Below are 19,334 nucleotides of genomic sequence, written 5' to 3' on the forward strand. Positions count from 1 at the left end.
ATGACAATCGTCTATCTTGACTGCTACGCCGGTATCTCCGGCGACATGACCGTGGGGGCGCTCCTGGATCTGGGGGTGCCGCTGGAACACCTGCAGGCCGAACTGGCAAAGCTCCCGCTCCCCCCCGGCTCCTACGCCCTCTCCGCAAGCCGCACCGAACGGCGCCACGTTCCGGCGCTGAAGTTCGACGTGGCCGTGCACGACCACCACACCCACCGCCACTACGGCGGCATCGACGCCATGATTGCCGGAAGCTCCCTGGCCGATGCGGTCAAGGAGCGGGCGCGGCGGATCTTCCGCCGGTTGGCCGAGGCCGAGGCCACGGTGCACGGCGTAGCCATTGAAGAGGTCCATTTCCACGAGGTGGGGGCGGTGGACTCCATCGTCGATATCGTCGGCACGGCCATCTGTTTGGATTACCTGGGCGTTACGGAGGTCTCTGCCGCGGCGCTGCCCCTGGGGGGCGGTTTCGTGGAGACCGCCCACGGCCGGCTGCCGGTGCCGGCCCCGGCCACGGCGGAGTTGCTGCGCGACCTGGCCGTGCACGGCGACTGCGGCGACGGCGAACGGGTCACCCCCACCGGCGCGGCCATCATCGCCGCCCTGGCCGCAGGGACGGGGCAGAGGCCGGCCATGCGCCTGGAACGGATCGGCAGCGGCGCCGGCGGCAAGGATTTCGGCGATTGCCCCAATATCCTGCGGGCCTTTCTCGGCACGGTTGAAAAAGGGGCGGGCGGCGACGACCCGGTCATGGTGGCCGAGACCAATATCGACGATTCCACACCCGAGGTCCTGGGGTACGTGATGGAGCGGCTTTTGGCGGAAGGTGCGCTGGATGTGTTCTTTACGCCGGTGCAGATGAAGAAGAACCGGCCGGCCACGCAACTCTCCTTCCTCTGCCGGCCGGAAGAGTTGGCAAACCTGGCGCGGCTGGTGCTGGCCGAAACCTCGGCCATCGGCCTGCGCCATTACCCTGTCGGCCGCATCGTCCTGGAGCGGCGAGTGGAGGAGTTGCAGACCCCGTTGGGCCCCGTGCGCTTCAAGCTGGTCTTCGACGGCGGCCTTTTGTTGCGGGCCGCCCCGGAATACGAGGATTGCCGCCGCATCGCCCGGGAACGGGGCATCCCCTGCCGCGAGGTCATGGAACAGGTGGCGGCGTGGCGGCGGGCCGGCGGGGAGGCGTCATGAGAATATCCACCCTGAGCATCGGCAGTGAGTTGATCAGCGGCGAGGTGACCGATACCAATGCCGGCCGCATCGCCGAACTCCTGCTGGGATGCGGCCTTCGCGTGCTGCGCCATATGGTCGTGGGGGATTCCGAGCCGGATATCGGCGAGGCCCTGAATGAACTTGCCCTGAAAAGCGACGCCGTCATCGTTACCGGCGGCCTGGGGCCCACGGTGGACGACGTGACTGCCCTGGCGGCAGCCCATGCCACCGGCCGACGCCTGGTGGTCAACGAGGAGTTGAAGGAACATATCCGCAGCTTTACGGCCAAGCTGGGGGGCGGCCATGCCTCCGACCGGCAGGCCATGATCCCCACCAAGTCGACGATCATCCCCAATCCGACCGGGACCGCCTGCGGTTTCCATTTCATCCACGGGGGGTGCTTTTTCTTTTTTCTCCCCGGCGTTCCCTCGGAGATGGAGCCGATGCTGGGCGATACGGTACTGCCGTTTCTCTGCGAACGGGTGATGCACAAAAAGGTGATCCTTTCTTCGTTCCAGAACGTCTATGGCCTTTCCGAGCCTGAGGTGGACGGGCTGCTGAAGGGGGCCTTCTCCGGCAACCATGCCGTGCAGATGAGTATCTGCGTCACCTTTCCCTGGATACGCGTAACCCTGCGGGTCGATGGGGATACGGAAACCGCGGCCCGAACCCGTCTCCAGGATGCGGTGGAACTGGTGCGGGAACGGCTGGGGGCTGCGATCTTTTCCGAAGGGCACGAGACCATGGAGCAGGTCGTGGCCGGACTCTTCGGCCGGCGCGGCCTGACCCTGGCCCTGGCCGAGTCGTGCACCGGCGGCCTGATCGCCAAACGGCTCACCGATGTGCCCGGCAGTTCCGCCTTTTTTCTGGAGGGGGCGGTGACCTACAGCAATGCCGCCAAGCAGCGCCTGTTGGGGGTGCCGCAGGTTGTTCTGGAGACCCGGGGAGCGGTCAGCTCCGAGTGCGCCGCAGCCATGGCCACCGGGGCGCGCGCCGCTGCGGGGAGCGACCTGGGGCTGGCCGTGACCGGCATTGCCGGTCCTGACGGTGGGACGGCGGACAAGCCGGTGGGCACGGTCTTCATCTCCCTGGCGGCGCCGGACGGCTGCTGGACCAGAGGGTTCCGGTTCGGCGGCAACCGGGAAGATGTGCGCACCTTGACCGCCTGGACGGCCCTGGACTGGGTGAGGCGTTATCTGGCGGACGGCAGTCCGTTTCCCGTATAATACCGATTCCAAATCAAGGCGCTATCTTCGTTGGCTCGTTTTGGGCTCCTCAGCGTACTGCTTGGTACGCCTTCGTCGCCACAAGCCTCGCCGCCTTGATTTCATCCTTGATTTGAAGTCGGTATAAACCCTTGCGGGAAAACCGCCGGATATGCTACCGTAACACCCCCCATTCATCCACGTTCATCCCACTTTCAGGAGACATGCAACCATGCAGGAAAAAAACAAGGCGATTGAACTGGCCCTGAGCCAGATCGAGAAGCAGTTCGGCAAGGGCGCCATCATGCGTTTGGGCAATGACGAGGCGCTGCCGGGCGTGGAGGCGATCTCGACCGGCGCCATATCCCTGGACATGGCCCTGGGGGTCGGCGGGGTGCCCCGCGGCCGGGTGGTTGAGGTCTACGGCCCGGAATCGTCCGGCAAGACCACCCTGGCGCTGCATATCGTGGCCGAGGCGCAGAAGACCGGCGGCATCGCGGCGTTCGTGGATGCGGAGCACGCCCTGGACATCGGCTATGCCCGCAAGCTGGGGGTCAAGACCGATGACCTGCTGGTATCCCAGCCGGACACCGGCGAGCAGGCGCTGGAGATCGCCGAGACCCTGGTGCGCAGCGGCGCCATCGATGTGCTGGTGATCGACTCGGTGGCGGCCCTGGTTCCCAAGGCCGAGATCGAGGGCGAGATGGGCGACTCCCATGTGGGGCTCCAGGCGCGCCTCATGTCCCAGGCCCTGCGCAAGCTGACCGGCATCATCAGCAAGTCCAACTGCTGCGTCATCTTCATCAACCAGATCCGCATGAAGATCGGCGTCATGTTCGGCAACCCCGAAACGACGACCGGCGGCAACGCCCTCAAATTCTACGCCTCGGTGCGCATGGATATCCGCAAGATCGCCACCCTCAAGCAGGGGGACCAGGTGATCGGCTCCCGCACCCGCGTCAAGGTGGTCAAGAACAAGGTCGCCCCCCCCTTCAAGGAGGTCGAGTTCGACATCCTCTACGGCGAAGGAATCTCCCGCACCGGCGACGTGCTCGACCTGGCGGTGGACAAAGGGATCATCGAAAAGAGCGGCGCCTGGTTCTCCTACGGCAAGGAGCGGATCGCCCAAGGCCGGGAGAACTCCCGCACCTGGCTGACCGAACACCCTGAAACCCTGGCCGAAATCGAAGGGAAGCTCTTGGCGCTGGTCAAGGGACCGGCGCCTGTAGAGGCCGCCTGATTCGGCCGGCATTCGAGTGCTGAGATAGTGGGCATTGCCCTCTGCTCATCATCTTGAATCCACGTCGGCACGGCAGACCTGAATTGGGGAGGCACGCATGGATCTGGACGAAATTCTCACTATCGCCGTCAAGGCCAAGGGCTCGGATATTCATATCAAGACCGGCCTTCCCCCCATCGTGCGCATCGACGGGCGGCTGCACCCCATTCCCAACACCCAGCGCCTCTCGCCGGATCTGGTGGTGGACATGTGCCAGTCCATGATGAACGACCGCCAGCGCCGCCTGTTCGAGGAAAACTCGGAGGTGGACCTGGCCTATGCCGTGCCGGGGCTGGGGCGATTCAGGGTCAGCGCCTACCGCCAGCGCGGCACGGTGGCCATGGTATTCCGTACCATCTCCTTCACCATACCGACGCTGGATGGCCTGAACCTGCCGCCGGTCCTGAAGAAGATCTGCCAGGAGGAGCGCGGCCTGATCCTGGTGACCGGCACCACCGGTTCCGGTAAGTCGAGCACCCTGGCGGCCATGATCGATTTCATCAACCAGAACCGCACCGCCAACATCATCACCATCGAAGATCCGGTGGAGTTTCTCCACCGGGATAATAAGAGCATCATCAGCCAGCGGGAAGTCGGCACCGACACGCCGAGCTTCTCCGCGGCGCTTAAAGGCGCCCTGCGCCAGGACCCGGACGTCATCCTGGTGGGCGAGATGCGCGATTACGAGACCATCGAAACCGCCATGACCGCCGCCGAGACCGGGCACCTGGTCATGTCGACCCTGCACACCATGGATGCGGCCGAGACCATCAACCGTATCATCGGCGTTTTTCCCCCGTACCACCAGCGCCAGGTGCGTATCCAGTTGTCCGGCATCATCAAGGGGGTCGTCTCCCAACGGCTGGTGCCGCGGGCCGACGGCAAGGGGCGCGTCCCGGCAGTGGAGGTCATGCTCGGTACGGCCAGGGTCAAGGAGTACATCGACGACAAGGAAAAGACCAAACAGATTCACGATGCCATCTCCCAGGGGTTTGTAACCTACGGCATGCAGACCTTCGACCAGTCGTTGATGAAACTGTACACCTCCAAACTGATCAGTTACGACGAGGCCCTGCGCCAGAGCACGAACCCGGACGATTTCGCCCTCAAGATATCCGGCATCTCCTCGACCTCGGATGCATCCTGGGAAAGCTTCGAATCCCAGGAGGAAGAGGCCGGTGAGCCCCGGAAGCTCGACATTGAAAAATTCTGAACCGTCGTCCCCGGAACGGGCCTTTCAGGCCGCGTTGAAGCTGCTTGCCCCACGGGATTACACTTCGGCGAAGCTGCGGGAGAAATTGGCCCGGCGGGGATTTGACGAAGCGGCGATCGAGGAGGCTGTGGCCCGCCTGGAGGGCCAGGGATGGCTCAGCGATCGCCGTTTTGCCGAGCGTTTCGCCGAGATGGCCGTGAACGGCGGCCGTTTTTTCGGCCCGCGCCTGCGCCTGGAGATGCGCCGCCACGGGGTCCCGGCCGAGCTGGTCGAGGAGACCCTGGGGCGTCTGCGCCACGAACGCGACGAACAGGACGACCTGCGGAGTGTGATGGAGCGCCGGTATCCCGGTTTCTCCTTTGCCGTGGCCGACGACCGTGAAAAACGCCGGGTAATCGCCTTCCTGCAGCGGCGCGGTTTCGGGCTCGGGGCGATCATGAAAATTTTGAAGGTTGAAGAAATTTACTAAAATTACCGTGAGTGCTGTATATGAGGAGACCGATGACAGGGAATGAGATTCGCGCACGTTTTCTGAAATTTTTTGCCGACCGGGGGCATACGGTGGTGCCCAGTTCGGGCATCATCCCCAAGAACGACCCGACCCTGATGTTCACCAACGCCGGCATGAACCAGTTCAAGGACTGCTTCCTCGGGATGGAAAAACGGGAGTACCGCCGGGCGTGCAGCTCGCAGAAATGCGTGCGCGCCGGCGGCAAACACAACGACCTGGAAAATGTGGGGCGCACGGCCCGCCACCATACCTTCTTCGAGATGCTGGGCAATTTTTCCTTCGGCGATTACTTCAAGAAGGAGGCCATCGCCTATGCCTGGGAGTTTCTGACCAGGGATCTGGGGCTGGACAAGAGCCGCCTGTATGTGTCCGTGTACAAGGAGGATGACGAAGCGGCCGACATCTGGCACCTCCAGGAGGGGATTCCCCGGGAGCGGATCTTCCGTTTCGGCGAGAAGGACAACTTCTGGTCCATGGGGGACACCGGTCCCTGCGGCCCCTGCTCGGAGATCTTCTACGACCAGGGACCCGAGGCGGGGTGCGGCAGCCCGGACTGTACCGTCGGCTGCGACTGCGATCGCTACATGGAGATCTGGAACAACGTCTTCATGCAGTTCGACCGGTCGAGCGACGGCGTCCTGACGCCGCTGCCCAGGCCCTCGGTGGATACGGGCATGGGGCTGGAGCGTATCTCTGCGGTTATGCAGGGGGTCATCTCCAACTACGACACCGACCTGATGCAGGGCATCATCAGGCACGTGGAGCGGCTGGCGGGGAAAAAGTACCGGGCCAACGAGAAGGACGACGTCTCCATGCGGGTCATCGCCGATCACTCGCGGGCGACAACCTTCCTGATCTGCGACGGGGCCCTGCCGAGCAACGAGGGGCGCGGTTACGTGCTGCGCCGCATCATGCGCCGGGCCGCACGCCATGCCAAGATGTTGGGCTTTGCCGAGCCGATGCTCTACCATACGGTGGACGCGGTCCGCGACATGATGGGTGACGCCTACCCGGAACTGCTGGAGCGGGAGGCCTACATCAAAAAGGTCGTCCTGGCCGAGGAGCAGCGTTTCGCGGAAACCCTCGACCGCGGCCTGGCCATCCTGAACGACGAGGTCGCCTCCCTGCGCGCCGCCGGGAAGAACGTCATACCGGGCGATACACTCTTCAAATTGTACGATACCTACGGCTTCCCCACCGACCTCACCGCGGACATCGTGGAGAGCGAGGGCTTTACCATCGACGAGGCCGGCTTCGAGGCCTGCATGGAAAAACAGCGGGAACAGGCCCGGGAACACTGGAAAGGGTCGGGAGAAGAGGGGATCGCCCAGGTGTTCAAGGCGCTTCACAAGCGCGGGGTGCGCAGCACCTTCGTGGGATACGACGAGATGTCGGTCTACGGGCCGGTGGTGGCCATCGTCAGGGATGGGGTCGAGGTAGACTCCGCGGTCGCCGGCGACTCGGTCGGGGTGATCACGGAAGCGACCCCCTTCTACGGCGATTCCGGGGGGCAGAAGGGGGATGTGGGGATCATCTCCACCGGCAATGCCCATCTGGAGGTCTGCGCCACCAGCCGTCCCTACCCCGATCTGATCGTGCACCACGGGGTGGTGAAGGAGGGGGCGCTCAAAAAGGGTGACGCCGCGGACCTGAAGGTGGCCCAGGCCAGCCGGAACGCCACGGCCCGCAACCATACCGCCACCCATCTGCTCCAGTCGGCACTGCGCCGGGTCCTGGGCGATCATGTCAAACAGGCCGGGTCGCTGGTCTCCGCCGATCGCCTGCGCTTCGACTTCACCCATTTCTCGGCCATGACCGCCGACGAGATCTGCCGGGTCGAGGATATGGTCAACGCCTACATCATGGGCAACGATCAGGTGGTCACGAACCAGATGCAGATAGCGGAAGCCATCGAGGCCGGGGCCACGGCGCTCTTCGACGAGAAGTACGGCGACACGGTGCGCGTGGTCAAGGTCGGCGACGTCAGCATGGAACTGTGCGGCGGCACCCATGTGCGCGCTGCCGGGGATATCGGATTGTTCAAGGTCGTCGCCGAGACCGGCATCGCCGCCGGGGTGCGCCGCATCGAGGCCCTGACCGGCACCGGAGCCCTTGCCTTTGTCCGGCAGCTGGAGGATGAACAGCGGGCCATGGCCGCGCTGCTCAAGGCCGAGGGGGGCAATCCCCTGGAACGGCTTGAACGGCTCCTCGCCCGGCAGAAGGAGTTCCAGCGGGAGATCGAGGCCCTGCAGGGCAAGCTCAACGCCGCCGCCTCGGGCGATCTGCTCGCGCAGGTCGTGGAGGTGCGGGGCATGAAGCTTTTGGCCGTCAAGGTGGCGGTGGAGGATGTCAAGGCGCTGCGCGATCTCTCCGATACGCTGAAAGAACGTATCGGCGAGGGGGTCCTGGTTCTGGGCGCCGCCATCGGGGGTAAGGCCAACCTGCTGGTGACGGTCACCAAGGGCCTGGTTGCCACCGTCAAGGCCGGTGATATAATTAAGCGTCTGGCGCCTCTCATCGGAGGCAGCGGGGGGGGCAAACCCGAGTTGGCCCAGGCCGGCGGGTCCCAGCCCGAAAAGCTCGAAGAAGCCTTGTCCGCCGCCGCACAGATGCTGTCGGAGCTGGTGGGGCCATAATCTGAACAGGATGGACAGATCGCTAAATGACGTTGCAGACACTGCATAACGGGGACTCCCCGTCGCCGGACAGGCCGGAAACGGTCCTGATCGTGGATGATGAACGGGTTATCCGCGAGTTGTGCGAAAAGGTCCTCAAGGAGTATCATGTCCTTCAGGCCGGCAGTTGCGCAGAGGCGCTGCACATCTACCAGAAGGAACATTGCGATCTGATCCTGACCGACGTGATGATGCCGGGCGGGTCGGGTATCGACCTGCTCAGCCAGGTGAAGACGCTGGACCCCAACGCGGTCGTGGTCATCATGACCGGCTTTTCCCAGAAGGAGATCATCCTCAATGCCCTCAGGGAGGGAGCGGACGATTTCATCAACAAGCCCCTCAACCTGTTGCAGCTTCGGACCGCCGTGGAAAAGTCTCTGGCCAGAAAACGGCTCAGGGAGGAGTTGGCCAGCCTCAAACGGCTCGACCGCTTCAAAAGCAACTTTCTCTCGCTGATTTCCCACAAACTGCGCACCCCGATTACCGCGATCTCGCTCTTTCTGCAGAATGTGGAAAAGGGTATCTACGATCAGAACGACCAGATCTTTCATCAGAATATCCGGCTGGTCAATAACGAAGTCGAGTATCTGGGGCGCCTGGTGTCGGACCTGCTCTCCTTCAGCAAGGTCATGGAGGGGCGTGAGGGGTTGAACCTGGAACCGTGCGACCTGAACAGCATTCTGGTGGAGGTCATAGGGGGAACGCAACGCAAAGAGGGGATCGAAACCGAGTTCAAGCCATCGCCGCTGCCCTTACTGCGGCTTGACCGGGGGAAGATCACCTTCGTCTTTCAGCAGGTCATCGAAAACGCCTACAAGTTTTCCGGCGAAACCGGGCATGTGTCCGTCACGCTGCGCATCGCCGGAGACGCCGTCCATGTGGTTGTCGCCGATACCGGCATCGGCATCCCCCGGGAGGAGTTGTCCAAGGTGTTCGAGAAGTTCTATCAAGCCGCCCCCGATAATGCCGGTCAGGTGCGGGGCTTCGGCCTGGGGCTGTTCTACGCCCGCGAGTTTGTGCACCAGCATGGCGGCTCCATTGCGATCGACAGCGAACCCCAGCGGGGAAGTACGGTCACGGTGACGTTGCCGCTGCAATAACCTTTTGAGATTTTGCCCGCTTTACGGTAAACTGCCACCTTTCCGGTCGGCAGTTTTATTTTTGGGGGATCAAGGTACGCGCTATGCTGATGGAACACCTGATAGGGAAGGCCAATACGCTGATGGAGGCGCTGCCGTACATCAGGCGTTTTTCGGGAAAGACCTTTGTCATCAAGTACGGCGGTCATGCCATGGCGGACGAAAGGCTGAAGGCCTCGTTCGCCCTGGATGTGATCATGCTCAAGTCCCTGGGGATCAACGCGGTCATCGTGCACGGCGGCGGCCCTCAGATCAACCAGACCCTCAAGCGCTACGGGATCGTCTCCGAATTTGTCCGCGGCATGCGGGTCACCGACGCGGAAACCATGTCGGTGGTGGAGATGGTACTGGTGGGCCAGGTGAACAAGGAGGTCGTCGGCTACCTGAACCAGCACGGCGGCCGGGCCGTCGGCCTCTCCGGCAAGGACGGCACCCTGCTGTTGTCCAAGAAGATGCTCCAGGAGGTCAAGGCGGAGGACGGCTCCCGCGAGTTGGTGGACATCGGCTATGTGGGGGATGTGGTCAAGGTCAACACCGACCTGATCAGGACCCTGGAGAGCGGGAAATACCTGCCGGTGATCGCCCCGGTGGGGGTCGGACCGGAGGGGGAGAGCTACAACATCAACGCCGACCTGGTGGCCGGCCGGGTGGCGGCCGCCCTGAACGCCGAGAAACTGATCCTGTTGACCGATATCGAAGGGGTCAAGGACAAGAACGGCACGCTGCTGGGCAGCATCGCCGTGGCCGGCATGCACCGCCTGATCGAGGAAGAGGCCATTACCGGCGGCATGATCCCCAAGGTGGTCTGCTGCGCCGACGCCCTGAACGAAGGGGTCAAAAAGGCCCATATCATCGATGGCCGGGTGGAGCACGCCGTGTTGCTGGAGATCTTCACCGACGGCGGCATCGGCACGGAGATCGTGAAATGAAACCTGAATCCGTGACGCCTCCATGCCTCCGCTGGTCCGGAAGGCCTCTGCCTTTGCCTTTGAAGAGTTTGCGACGATCAGGCGGGGTGCCAGCCACGTGAGTGATCTGTTGCGGCAAGGCGGCGTGCGGGCTCCGGCTCTTCCGGACACTATGGCATTCCGCCGTCACGAATTCAGGTACAGGGCCAAATAAACGCTTTTCATAGATTGGAAACGCAATGAACACACAACAATGGATAGAAAAGTCGGACAAATACATCATGAGGACCTACGGACGCTACCCCATCGTGCCGGTCAAGGGGCAGGGGTGCCGGCTGTGGGATGCCGACGGCAAGGAGTATCTGGACTTCCTGGGCGGGGTCGCGGTCAACAACCTGGGGCACTGCCATCCCGCGGTCGTCGCCGCCCTGCAAAAACAGGCCGCCGAACTGATCCACTGCTCCAACTATTACCAGATCCCGCAGCAGATCGAACTGGCCGAGTTGTTGTGCAGCCATTCCTTTGCCGACAAGGCCTTTTTCTGCAACTCCGGGGCTGAGGCCAACGAGGCGGCCATCAAGCTGGCCCGCAAGTACAGCCGGGACAAGTTCGGCCCCGAACGCTACGAGATCATTACCGCCGCCGAGTCGTTCCACGGCCGCACCATGGCGACCGTTTCCGCCACCGGCCAGGAGAAGGTGCAGCGTTTCTTCGATCCGCTGCTGCACGGCTTCAAGCACGTCCCCTTCAACGATGTCGCCGCCCTGGAGGCGGCCGTCACGCCCAACACCTGCGCCGTCATGCTGGAGCCGATCCAGGGGGAGGGGGGCGTCAATGTGCCCTCGCCCGGCTATTTCCGTGAGGTGCGCCGCATCTGCGACCAGCACGGCCTGATCCTGATCTTCGACGAGGTGCAGGTGGGCATGGGACGTACCGGCAAGCTCTTCGCCTACGAGCACTTCGACGTGCTCCCCGATATCATGACCCTGGCCAAGGCCCTGGCCGGCGGTGCGCCCATCGGCACCATGCTGGCCCGGGACGAGTTTGCCGCCGCCTTTGTGCCCGGCACCCACGGCTCCACCTTCGGCGGCAACCCGCTGGTCTGCGCGGCGGCCATCGCCACGGTACGCACCATCCTGGAAGAGGGGATTCTCAACCGCACCGAGGAGATCGGCGAGTACCTGCTGGGCGAGTTGACCGCCCTGGGAAAGAAGTACCCCTTTGTCAAGGAGGTACGCGGCATCGGCCTGATGATCGGCATGGGGCTGACGATCCCCGGCGCCGAGATCGTCAAGAAGGGGCACAGCCGTGGCCTGCTGCTCAACGTGACCCATGACACGGTGCTGCGTTTCGTGCCGCCCTTGGTGGTGACCAAACAGGAAATAACGCAAATGATAGCGATCCTCGACGGCATTTTTGCCGAGGTCGGGGCTTAGGGACTCGGAACGTGCCAATATACCGTTTTTGCATCTCGTCTTTAGGCCATCTTTGCCGCTCCCTCAATCGTAAAATCCTCAGCGTAGCTCTGGCTACGCCTACGGTTTTACTCAATCGGGAACGACAAATCTGACCTAAATCTGAGCGCAAAAAAAACGGCACATCGACAAATTCCAAGTCCCATAAACGGAGGAAATAATGGCGCGGCACTTTCTGGCGTTGCACGATTACAACAAGGCGGAACTCGACGGCATGCTGACCCTGGCGCGGGAGCTGAAGGAGAAGCAGCAACAGGGCGTCCCCCACCGGCTTCTGGACGGCAAGGCCCTGGCCATGATCTTCGAGAAGTCTTCCACCCGGACCCGCATCTCCTTCGAGGTGGGGATGTTCCAACTGGGGGGCCACGGCCTCTTCATCTCCAACCGTGACTCCCAGATCGGGCGCGGCGAGCCGATCAGGGACACGGCTCGGGTCATGTCCCGCTACTGCGACGGCGTGATGATCCGTACCTTCGGCCAGGAGATCGTGGACGAATTCGCCCGCTACGCCTCCGTGCCGGTCATCAACGGCCTGACCGACCTGTTCCATCCCTGCCAGATCATGGCCGACCTGCTGACGGTCGTGGAACACAAGGGCGCCTACGAGGGGCTGAAGTTCGCCTGGGTGGGGGACGGCAACAACATGGCCAACACCTGGATCGAGGCGGCGGCCATCTTCGGCTTCGACCTGGCCCTGGCCTGCCCGGCCGGCTACCGGCCGGACCAGGCGGTGCTGGCCTGGGCCGATGCCAAGGCCCCGGGCAGGATCATTGTGACGGACGACCCGAAGGCGGCGGTGAGAGATGCCGACGTGCTCAACACCGATGTGTGGGCCAGCATGGGGCAGGAGTCTGAGCAGAAGGAGCGGGAACGGGCCTTTGCCGGCTACTGCCTGGATGACGCCCTGCTGGCCCTGGCCAAGCCGGACGCAGTCGTCCTGCACTGCCTCCCCGCCCACCGCGGCGAGGAGATCTCTGATTCGGTCATCGAGGGGAAGAACTCGGTGGTGTGGGACGAGGCCGAGAACCGGTTGCATGTGCAGAAGGCGATCATGGCCACGCTCATGAAGTAGAAACGCCGCTTTTCCGCCATGCCGGCGTTGCCCTGCGGGAACTCCTTGTGCGACGTGGCGCTGCCACGTTTCCGCGGGTTCCCTTGGGCGCCTTGGCCTGACGAAAAATCGACGCTTCTTGGGGAAATACAACTACACCCCTTTGGGAAATTCATACAAACCTGTCAAAGGAGAACCACAACATGGCAAAAACTCAGAAGCAGGAAATCAAGAAGATCGTCCTGGCCTACTCGGGCGGCCTGGATACCTCCATCATCCTCAAATGGCTCAAGAACGAGTACGGCTGCAAGGTGGTCGCCTTTTCCGCCGACCTGGGGCAGGGGGACGAACTGGCGCCGATCCGCGAGAAGGCCCTGGCCACCGGTGCCGACAAGGTCTACATCGACGACCTGCGGGAAGAGTTCGTGCGGGATTTCGTATTCCCCATGTTCCGCGCCAGCGCCATCTACGAGGGGCATTACCTGTTGGGGACCTCCATCGCCCGGCCGCTGATCGCCAAGCGCCAGATGGAGATCGCCGCCAAGGAGAAATGCGACGCCGTCTCCCACGGCGCCACCGGCAAGGGGAACGACCAGGTCCGTTTCGAGCTGGCCTACTACCACTTCGACCCGGCCATCAAGGTCGTGGCCCCCTGGCGCGAGTGGGATCTGAACAGCCGCCAGGCCCTGATCGAATACGCCAAGAAGAACGGCATCCCGATCCCGGTCACCAAGAAGCGCCCCTGGTCCTCGGACCGCAATATGCTCCACATCTCCTTCGAGGGGGGCATCCTGGAGGATACCTGGGCCGAGGCGCCCGAAGAGATGTACGTATTGACCACCTCGCCGGAAAAGGCCCCCAACAAGCCGCAGTACGTGGAGATCGAGTTCAAGAACGGCAACGCCGTGGCCGTGGACGGCGAGCAGATGACGCCGGCCCAGTTGCTGGCCCACCTCAATTACCTGGGCGGCCAGCACGGCATCGGCCGGGTGGACCTGTTGGAAAACCGCTCGGTGGGCATGAAGTCCCGGGGCGTGTACGAGACCCCCGGCGGCACCATCCTGCGCGAGGCCCACTCGGCGGTTGAGCAGATCACCATGGACCGCGAAGTCCTGCGCATCCGCGACAGCCTCATCCCCGAGTACGCCCGCCAGGTCTACGGCGGCTACTGGTTCTCCCCCGAGCGCCAGATGCTCCAGACCCTCATCGACGATTCCCAGAAGTGCGTCAACGGCGTGGCCCGCGTCAAGCTGTACAAGGGACTCTGCCGCACGGTGGGGCGCAAGTCCGATACCGACTCGCTCTTCAATCTGGATTTCGCCACCTTCGAGAAGGACCAGGTCTACAACCAGGCCGATGCGGAAGGCTTCATCAGGATCAATTCGCTCAGGTTGCGGATCAGGTCGCTGATGCAGGCCAACCGGAAGAAATAGGGGCATCAGACGCAGATCGTTTTGTTTGCACACGAAGGGGCATGACCATGTTATGCCCCTTTGCTGTATCCGATCCCCTTCCCTTGCCGGAAGCGTTATCGCCAGGAAGAAAAAGCCGTACGTCTCCGCTTTGAATTTATCCATTTTTCACGTATAGTAGCGCCCGACATCAACTTTACTCCCAAACACGAGGAACCGAGATACCATGTCCAAAGACAAGCTGTGGGGCGGCCGCTTCACCCAGCCCACCGATAAGTTCGTCGAGGAGTTTACCGCCTCGATCCAGTTCGACAAGCGCCTCTACCATCAGGATATCCGGGGCTCCATCGCCCATGCCCGCATGCTGGGCAAGCAGGGGATCATCCCCATGGAGGATGTGGAGCAGATCGTCCACGGCCTACAGCAGATCCTGCAACAGATCGAGGCCGGCGAGTTCGACTTTTCCATCGCCTTGGAAGACATCCACATGAATATCGAGGCCAGGCTCTCCGCCAAGATCGGCGAGGCGGGCAAACGCCTGCATACCGGCCGCTCGCGCAACGATCAGGTGGCCCTGGATATCCGCCTCTACCTGCGGGACGAGATCGTGGAGATCGCCACCTATCTGGACCTGCTGATCGACGCCCTGTTGGGGCAGGCCGAGGCGAACCTGGATGTGATCATGCCCGGCTTCACCCACCTGCAGACCGCCCAGCCGATCCTGTTCAGCCACCACCTGATGGCCTACGTGGAGATGCTCAAACGCGACAAGGGGCGCATGGAGGATTGCCTGAAACGGGTCAATGTCCTCCCCCTGGGGGCGGGCGCCCTGGCCGGCACCACCTTCCCCATCGACCGGGAGTACGTGGCCGAGCAACTGAACTTCCCCGCCATTACCCGCAACTCCCTGGACTCGGTCTCGGACCGGGATTTCGCCCTGGAGTTCCTGGCCGCGTCGTCGATCCTGATGATGCACCTGTCCCGTTTTTCCGAGGAGTTGATCCTCTGGTCCACCAGCGAGTTCAGGTTCATCGAGCTGTCGGACGGCTTCTGCACCGGTTCGTCCATCATGCCCCAGAAGAAGAACCCGGACGTGCCCGAACTGGTCCGGGGCAAGACCGGCAGGGTCTACGGCAACCTGATGGCGCTTTTGACGGTGATGAAGTCGCTGCCGCTGGCCTACAACAAGGACATGCAGGAGGACAAGGAGCCGCTTTTCGACACCATCGACACGGTCAAGGGGAGCCTCAAGATCTTTGCCGACATGATCAGGGAGATGCGGGTCAACGGGGAGACCATGCGCCGTGCCGCCGGTTACGGTTTTTCCACCGCCACCGACGTGGCCGACTACCTGGTGCGCAAGGGGCTGCCCTTCCGCGACGCCCACGAGGTGGTGGGGAAGGCGGTGGCCTACTGTGTGGAGAACGAGATGGACATCACCGAGCTCTCCCTGGCCGAGTGGCAACTGTTTTCGGCCAAGGTCGACAATGATATCTTCGCGGCCATCACCGTCGAGGCCAGCGTCAATGCCCGCAATGTCCCCGGCGGCACCGCCAGGGCGCGGGTCGAGAGCGAAATTCGCGCCGCGCGAGAGGGAAAGTAGCGTCCGATGTATTGTGATTTTTTCGGATTCACCGAAAAGCCGTTTACGATCACGCCCAATCCCCACTTTATCTACCTGAGCGGCAACCATCGGGAAGCGTTTGCCCACCTCCTGTACGGCATCGACAGCCATGCCGGTTTCATCGCCATGACCGGCGAGGTCGGAACCGGCAAGACCACGGTGCTGCGTACCCTGTTGTCGCAACTGGACCCGGAAAAGTACAAAAGCGCCCTGATCTTCAACCCCTGCCTGTCGGGCGAACAGCTCCTGGCCAGCATCTGCCGCGATTTCGGCATCGAGACCGCCGAGAAGAACAGTTTTGCCTACCTGGAGGCCCTCAACCGTTACCTGCTGGAGCAGAATGCCGCCGGCCGCACCCTGGTGCTGGTCGTCGACGAGGCCCAGAACCTGGCACCGGAGGTCCTGGAGCAGGTGCGCCTCATCTCCAACCTGGAGACGGAGCAGGATAAGCTGATCCAGATCATCCTGGCCGGGCAGCCCGAGCTCGACGATGTCTTCAATCGCCACGACCTGCGGCAGCTCAACCAGCGCATCACGGTCCGCTGCAGGCTGTCCCCCATGGGGCTGGACGACACGAAGGAGTATATCAGCCATCGCGTGAAGATCTCCGGAAGCCGCATCCCCCGCCTCTTCTCCCCTGGTGCGGTGAAACAGATCTACCGCTTTTCGGGCGGTATCCCCCGCCTTATCAACGTTGCCTGCGAACAGGCGCTGCTTTTGGCCTGGACGCGGGAAAGCCTGACGGTAACGCCGGACATCGCCGCCCGGGTCATCGCCGCAGCAGGGGCCGTGGCCCCCCGCAGGGGACTGTGGGAACGAATCACCGGACGATTCTTCTCGGGAAAGTGAATAGAAATCTATGAGTTATATCCTCGATGCCTTGAAAAAACTGGAGAGCGAGAAGGAACGGAAGGCCCGCGGCAACGGCATGATCAACATTGCCGGGGAGCTGTTCAAAAACGGTCCGGCCCCCCAAAAGGAACGGAGGAACTGGCCCATTGTCCTGGGGCTGGTGCTGCTGGCATCGCTCATAACCTTCGGTGCGACCTTCCTGTTCCTGCACGGGGGCAAGGGGAAAAGGCATGCCGCTTCTCCGATTGTGCTGCCGCCGCCATCGGTGCCCCCTGCGCCGGCACTACCGTCGCTTCCCGCCAAACCGGCGATGCCCGAGCCGCCGCCCGGTCCGCCTGCGGCGGTTGCTCCGCAGAAAGCCGCGCCGCCTCCGGCACGGGTGCCGAAAGCCGCCAAGCCGCCCGTGCCCTGGCACCCCCCGGTTGCCCGGCCGGCACGACCAGTGGCACCGGCAGCCGAGGAAAACGCCCCCGCTGAGCCCGCCCGGCCCGCAGCCACTGCCCTTGTCGCCGCTCCCGCCGATATTAAGGTATCGGGCATCGCCTGGCAGGAACGTCGCGGTGCGTCCCGGGCGGTGGTGAATGGCTTCCTCCTGCGGGAGGGCAATACGGTTTCCGGCGCCAGGATTGTGGAGATCTTCCAGAACAAGGTCCGTTTCAGTTCAGGCACGGGAACCTTCGAAGTGTATCTGGTCGCCACCGGTTTGCCGGCGGCACCGAAATAGATGGGTATCGAGGTGCGCGTGGGCATTCGCTTTCTGCTGCTTTTCATGCTGTTTTCGCTGCTCTCCGGGTGCGGGAAGAAGGGGCCGCTGCTCTATCCCGACATGCTGGTCCCGGCCGCTGTGACCGCCTTGACGGCAAACCAGAGCGGCGCCGGCGTCAAGATCGCCTTTGAGTTGCCGGATAAGGACATGGCCGGGCGTTCGCTGCGGGATCTGGCCGGCGTAAGCGTCTTCAAACGGGTGGAATCATCGCTCCAGCAGCCCGATTGCCCCGCTTGCACCGATGATTTCCGGCTGTTTCGCAAGCTCTATCTCGATCTGCCCGATGCCACCCAGATCTACGGCAACAAGGTGGTGCTCCTGGACGGCGAGACGCGCAGGAATACCGCCTATAGCTACTACGTCGTCCCCTTTGCCCGGGATAACTCCGCGGGGGCGAGCTCGGCGCCGGTACGCGTTCGGGTCACGTTGCAGCCGTTCCCCCCGGTTCTCCAGGTCCTGCCGGCACCCACGGAAATCAAGCTGGAATTCGTGGCCATTCCGCCCGAGGAAGGCTCCTTCGTGGGGTATAACGTCTACCGCACCGCCAGGAACGAGCCCATGCCCTATCTTCCGCTGAACAAGGAACCGCTTACGGGCACCACGTACACCGATTCGGGGCTGGAGCGCAAGACGGTCTACCGCTATGTGGTCAGGACGGTGGTGCGCATGCCGTGGGGCGGGGTCGCCGAGAGCGGGGCCTCGAACGAGGCGGAAGGGGCTTTGAAGGAAGAGGAGTAATAACAGGTTGTTGAAAAACAGCCATCTCGCCGCCGTCCTCGAATGCCTTTTTGTGCGGCGTAGCGCTGCTACGCCTCCGCGGGGCGTTCTGCGGGTGCGACGATCTGACTATTTTTGAACAACCTGAGTTGAAAGACGAAAGAAACAGAAGAAGCAAAAAAGGGCATCCGACGGGATGCCCTTTTTTGCTTGCATGTTGATGCCGCTGCCGGGAGAAATTACTTGGCGACGGTTTCGGCCAGCTTGGTGGCGATTTCTTTGTAGGGGTTGGCGAACAGGATGATCAGGCAGACAACCAGGGCGTAGATGGCCAGGGACTCGATCATGGCCAGACCGATCATCATGGTGGTCAGGATTTTGCCGGAAGCGCCGGGGTTACGGGAAACGCCTTCTACGGCGCTTTTAACTGCCAGCCCCTGACCGATGCCGGTACCCAGGGTGCCCAGTGCCATGCCGATACCTGCTGCCAGAACGCACATTGTGAAAAAGCTCATTGTTACTTCTCCTCTCTTCGTATGGTAGTTATCCTAAACAGTATAGGATGCGTAAACTTGCTTGGGGACGCCTTGTTGCGTCCGGAAAACGCCTAGTGTGCCTCTTCCAGCGATCCCTGGATGTAGATCATGGCCAGAAGCATGAAGACGAAGGCCTGGATGAAGGAGACCAGCACGCCCATGAGCATCATCGGCAGCGGCACCAGGAAGGGGGCCAGGCCGAAGAAGATCATCAGGACCAGTTCATGGCCGTTCATGTTGCCGAAGAGACGCAGGGTGAGGGAAACCGGGCGGCTCAAGTGGCCGATGACCTCGATGAAGAACATGACCGGAGCCAGCCAGGCGATGGGGCCCATGAAATGTTTCAGGTAGTGCAGGCCGTGGTGCTTGATCCCGACCACATGGGTCGAGAGGAAGACGATCACGGCACAGGCGGCCGTGGTGTTGATGTTGGCGGTGGGTGGGAAGAAGCCCGGGATCAGACCGGTCAGGTTGGAGACCAGGATAAAGATCGCCAGGGTGGCTATCAGCGGGAAGTAGGGACGGCCATGTTCGCCCATGGTCTCGACGATCATGTTTTCAATGCCGCCGACAACCACTTCCATGAAGTTCTGCAGGCCGCCGGGGATCGCTTTGAGCGCCGACGTGGCCAGGACGGAAAGCACCAGCAGCAGCACGATGATCAGCCAGGTGTAGGCGATGGCATCGGCGCTGGCCTCGTTGAGATGCAGCGGCGCCAGCAGGTTGCGGAAAAACTCGAGAAACAGTAAAGGGTGAACCATG

General features: G+C 62.5%; 17 protein-coding genes. 15 read left to right on the forward strand and 2 right to left on the reverse strand.

The genetic code is table 11. The features are described 5' to 3' along the window. From larC to F6V30_RS05535, 15 genes are all read left to right on the forward strand, one after another. Positions 1-1,188: a nickel pincer cofactor biosynthesis protein LarC gene (larC, locus tag F6V30_RS05465; RefSeq protein ID WP_151155666.1), complete on the forward strand. Its 1,188-nt coding sequence runs from the start codon at positions 1-3 to the stop codon at positions 1,186-1,188. Next, positions 1,185-2,435 carry a competence/damage-inducible protein A gene (locus F6V30_RS05470; protein ID WP_151155668.1) on the forward strand — a complete coding sequence of 417 codons (1,251 nt, stop codon included), beginning with the start codon at positions 1,185-1,187 and terminating at the stop codon, positions 2,433-2,435. The genes larC and F6V30_RS05470 overlap by 4 nt, the downstream gene beginning before the upstream one ends. A gap of 211 nt (positions 2,436-2,646) precedes the next feature. Then, entirely contained in the window at positions 2,647-3,654 is a 1,008-nt protein-coding gene (recA, locus tag F6V30_RS05475; RefSeq protein ID WP_151155670.1) for a recombinase RecA, read from the forward strand. Positions 3,655-3,751: 97 nt separating this feature from the next. Then, positions 3,752-4,906 carry a type IV pilus twitching motility protein PilT gene (locus F6V30_RS05480; protein WP_151155672.1) on the forward strand — a complete coding sequence of 385 codons (1,155 nt, stop codon included), beginning with the start codon at positions 3,752-3,754 and terminating at the stop codon, positions 4,904-4,906. Beyond that, a complete protein-coding gene (locus F6V30_RS05485; RefSeq protein WP_191965581.1) occupies positions 4,893-5,375 on the forward strand; it encodes a regulatory protein RecX in 483 nt (160 codons plus the stop codon). Before F6V30_RS05480 ends, F6V30_RS05485 begins: the two co-directional genes overlap by 14 nt. Positions 5,376-5,407: 32 nt before the next feature. Further along, positions 5,408-8,053, forward strand: a complete 2,646-nt coding sequence (gene alaS, locus F6V30_RS05490; protein WP_151155676.1) for an alanine--tRNA ligase — start codon at positions 5,408-5,410, stop codon at positions 8,051-8,053. A gap of 26 nt (positions 8,054-8,079) precedes the next feature. Next, positions 8,080-9,192: a hybrid sensor histidine kinase/response regulator gene (locus tag F6V30_RS05495; protein WP_151155678.1), complete on the forward strand. Its 1,113-nt coding sequence runs from the start codon at positions 8,080-8,082 to the stop codon at positions 9,190-9,192. A gap of 89 nt (positions 9,193-9,281) precedes the next feature. After that, on the forward strand, positions 9,282-10,160 hold the full coding sequence (argB, locus tag F6V30_RS05500; protein WP_151155680.1) for an acetylglutamate kinase: 879 nt from the start codon (positions 9,282-9,284) through the stop codon (positions 10,158-10,160). A 218-nt stretch (positions 10,161-10,378) separates the two neighbouring features. Continuing rightward, a complete protein-coding gene (locus tag F6V30_RS05505; protein WP_151155682.1) occupies positions 10,379-11,575 on the forward strand; it encodes an acetylornithine transaminase in 1,197 nt (398 codons plus the stop codon). A gap of 199 nt (positions 11,576-11,774) precedes the next feature. Beyond that, the gene (gene argF, locus F6V30_RS05510; protein ID WP_151155684.1) at positions 11,775-12,686 is read left to right on the forward strand and encodes an ornithine carbamoyltransferase; all 912 of its coding nucleotides are present in this window, start codon (positions 11,775-11,777) and stop codon (positions 12,684-12,686) included. A gap of 182 nt (positions 12,687-12,868) precedes the next feature. Continuing rightward, positions 12,869-14,098 carry an argininosuccinate synthase gene (locus F6V30_RS05515; protein WP_151155686.1) on the forward strand — a complete coding sequence of 410 codons (1,230 nt, stop codon included), beginning with the start codon at positions 12,869-12,871 and terminating at the stop codon, positions 14,096-14,098. Between the two features lie 205 nt (positions 14,099-14,303). After that, positions 14,304-15,680: an argininosuccinate lyase gene (argH, locus tag F6V30_RS05520; RefSeq protein ID WP_151155688.1), complete on the forward strand. Its 1,377-nt coding sequence runs from the start codon at positions 14,304-14,306 to the stop codon at positions 15,678-15,680. 6 nt (positions 15,681-15,686) lie between these two features. Further along, the gene (locus tag F6V30_RS05525; protein WP_151155690.1) at positions 15,687-16,550 is read left to right on the forward strand and encodes an ExeA family protein; all 864 of its coding nucleotides are present in this window, start codon (positions 15,687-15,689) and stop codon (positions 16,548-16,550) included. 10 nt (positions 16,551-16,560) lie between these two features. Further along, a complete protein-coding gene (locus F6V30_RS05530) occupies positions 16,561-17,277 on the forward strand; it encodes a hypothetical protein (protein ID WP_151155692.1) in 717 nt (238 codons plus the stop codon). Between the two features lie 18 nt (positions 17,278-17,295). Next, positions 17,296-18,057 carry a fibronectin type III domain-containing protein gene (locus F6V30_RS05535; RefSeq protein WP_151155694.1) on the forward strand — a complete coding sequence of 254 codons (762 nt, stop codon included), beginning with the start codon at positions 17,296-17,298 and terminating at the stop codon, positions 18,055-18,057. 218 nt (positions 18,058-18,275) lie between these two features. On the opposite strand, the gene atpE is transcribed toward F6V30_RS05535, so the two are convergent. Then, positions 18,276-18,551 (reverse strand): ATP synthase F0 subunit C, encoded by a 276-nt coding sequence (gene atpE, locus F6V30_RS05540; protein WP_149211401.1) that lies wholly within the window; start codon positions 18,549-18,551, stop codon positions 18,276-18,278. 92 nt (positions 18,552-18,643) lie between these two features. Next, entirely contained in the window at positions 18,644-19,333 is a 690-nt protein-coding gene (atpB, locus tag F6V30_RS05545; RefSeq protein ID WP_149307305.1) for a F0F1 ATP synthase subunit A, read from the reverse strand. Position 19,334: the final 1 nt, after the last annotated feature.

Origin of the sequence: Oryzomonas sagensis (genome assembly GCF_008802355.1) — a bacterium.
Lineage (GTDB): Bacteria > Desulfobacterota > Desulfuromonadia > Geobacterales > Pseudopelobacteraceae > Oryzomonas > Oryzomonas sagensis.

Excerpts from the sequence above, each read along its gene's own strand:
- larC (WP_151155666.1), top strand. The coding sequence starts at position 1 with ATGACAATCGTCTATCTTGACTGCTACGCCGGTATCTCCGGCGACATG.
- F6V30_RS05470 (WP_151155668.1), top strand. The coding sequence starts at position 1,185 with ATGAGAATATCCACCCTGAGCATCGGCAGTGAGTTGATCAGCGGCGAG.
- recA (WP_151155670.1), top strand. The coding sequence starts at position 2,647 with ATGCAGGAAAAAAACAAGGCGATTGAACTGGCCCTGAGCCAGATCGAG.
- F6V30_RS05480 (WP_151155672.1), top strand. The coding sequence starts at position 3,752 with ATGGATCTGGACGAAATTCTCACTATCGCCGTCAAGGCCAAGGGCTCG.
- alaS (WP_151155676.1), top strand. The coding sequence starts at position 5,408 with ATGACAGGGAATGAGATTCGCGCACGTTTTCTGAAATTTTTTGCCGAC.
- F6V30_RS05495 (WP_151155678.1), top strand. The coding sequence starts at position 8,080 with ATGACGTTGCAGACACTGCATAACGGGGACTCCCCGTCGCCGGACAGG.
- argB (WP_151155680.1), top strand. The coding sequence starts at position 9,282 with ATGGAACACCTGATAGGGAAGGCCAATACGCTGATGGAGGCGCTGCCG.
- F6V30_RS05505 (WP_151155682.1), top strand. The coding sequence starts at position 10,379 with ATGAACACACAACAATGGATAGAAAAGTCGGACAAATACATCATGAGG.
- argF (WP_151155684.1), top strand. The coding sequence starts at position 11,775 with ATGGCGCGGCACTTTCTGGCGTTGCACGATTACAACAAGGCGGAACTC.
- F6V30_RS05515 (WP_151155686.1), top strand. The coding sequence starts at position 12,869 with ATGGCAAAAACTCAGAAGCAGGAAATCAAGAAGATCGTCCTGGCCTAC.
- argH (WP_151155688.1), top strand. The coding sequence starts at position 14,304 with ATGTCCAAAGACAAGCTGTGGGGCGGCCGCTTCACCCAGCCCACCGAT.
- F6V30_RS05525 (WP_151155690.1), top strand. The coding sequence starts at position 15,687 with ATGTATTGTGATTTTTTCGGATTCACCGAAAAGCCGTTTACGATCACG.
- F6V30_RS05530 (WP_151155692.1), top strand. The coding sequence starts at position 16,561 with ATGAGTTATATCCTCGATGCCTTGAAAAAACTGGAGAGCGAGAAGGAA.
- atpE (WP_149211401.1), bottom strand. The coding sequence starts at position 18,551 with ATGAGCTTTTTCACAATGTGCGTTCTGGCAGCAGGTATCGGCATGGCA.
- atpB (WP_149307305.1), bottom strand. The coding sequence starts at position 19,333 with ATGGTTCACCCTTTACTGTTTCTCGAGTTTTTCCGCAACCTGCTGGCG.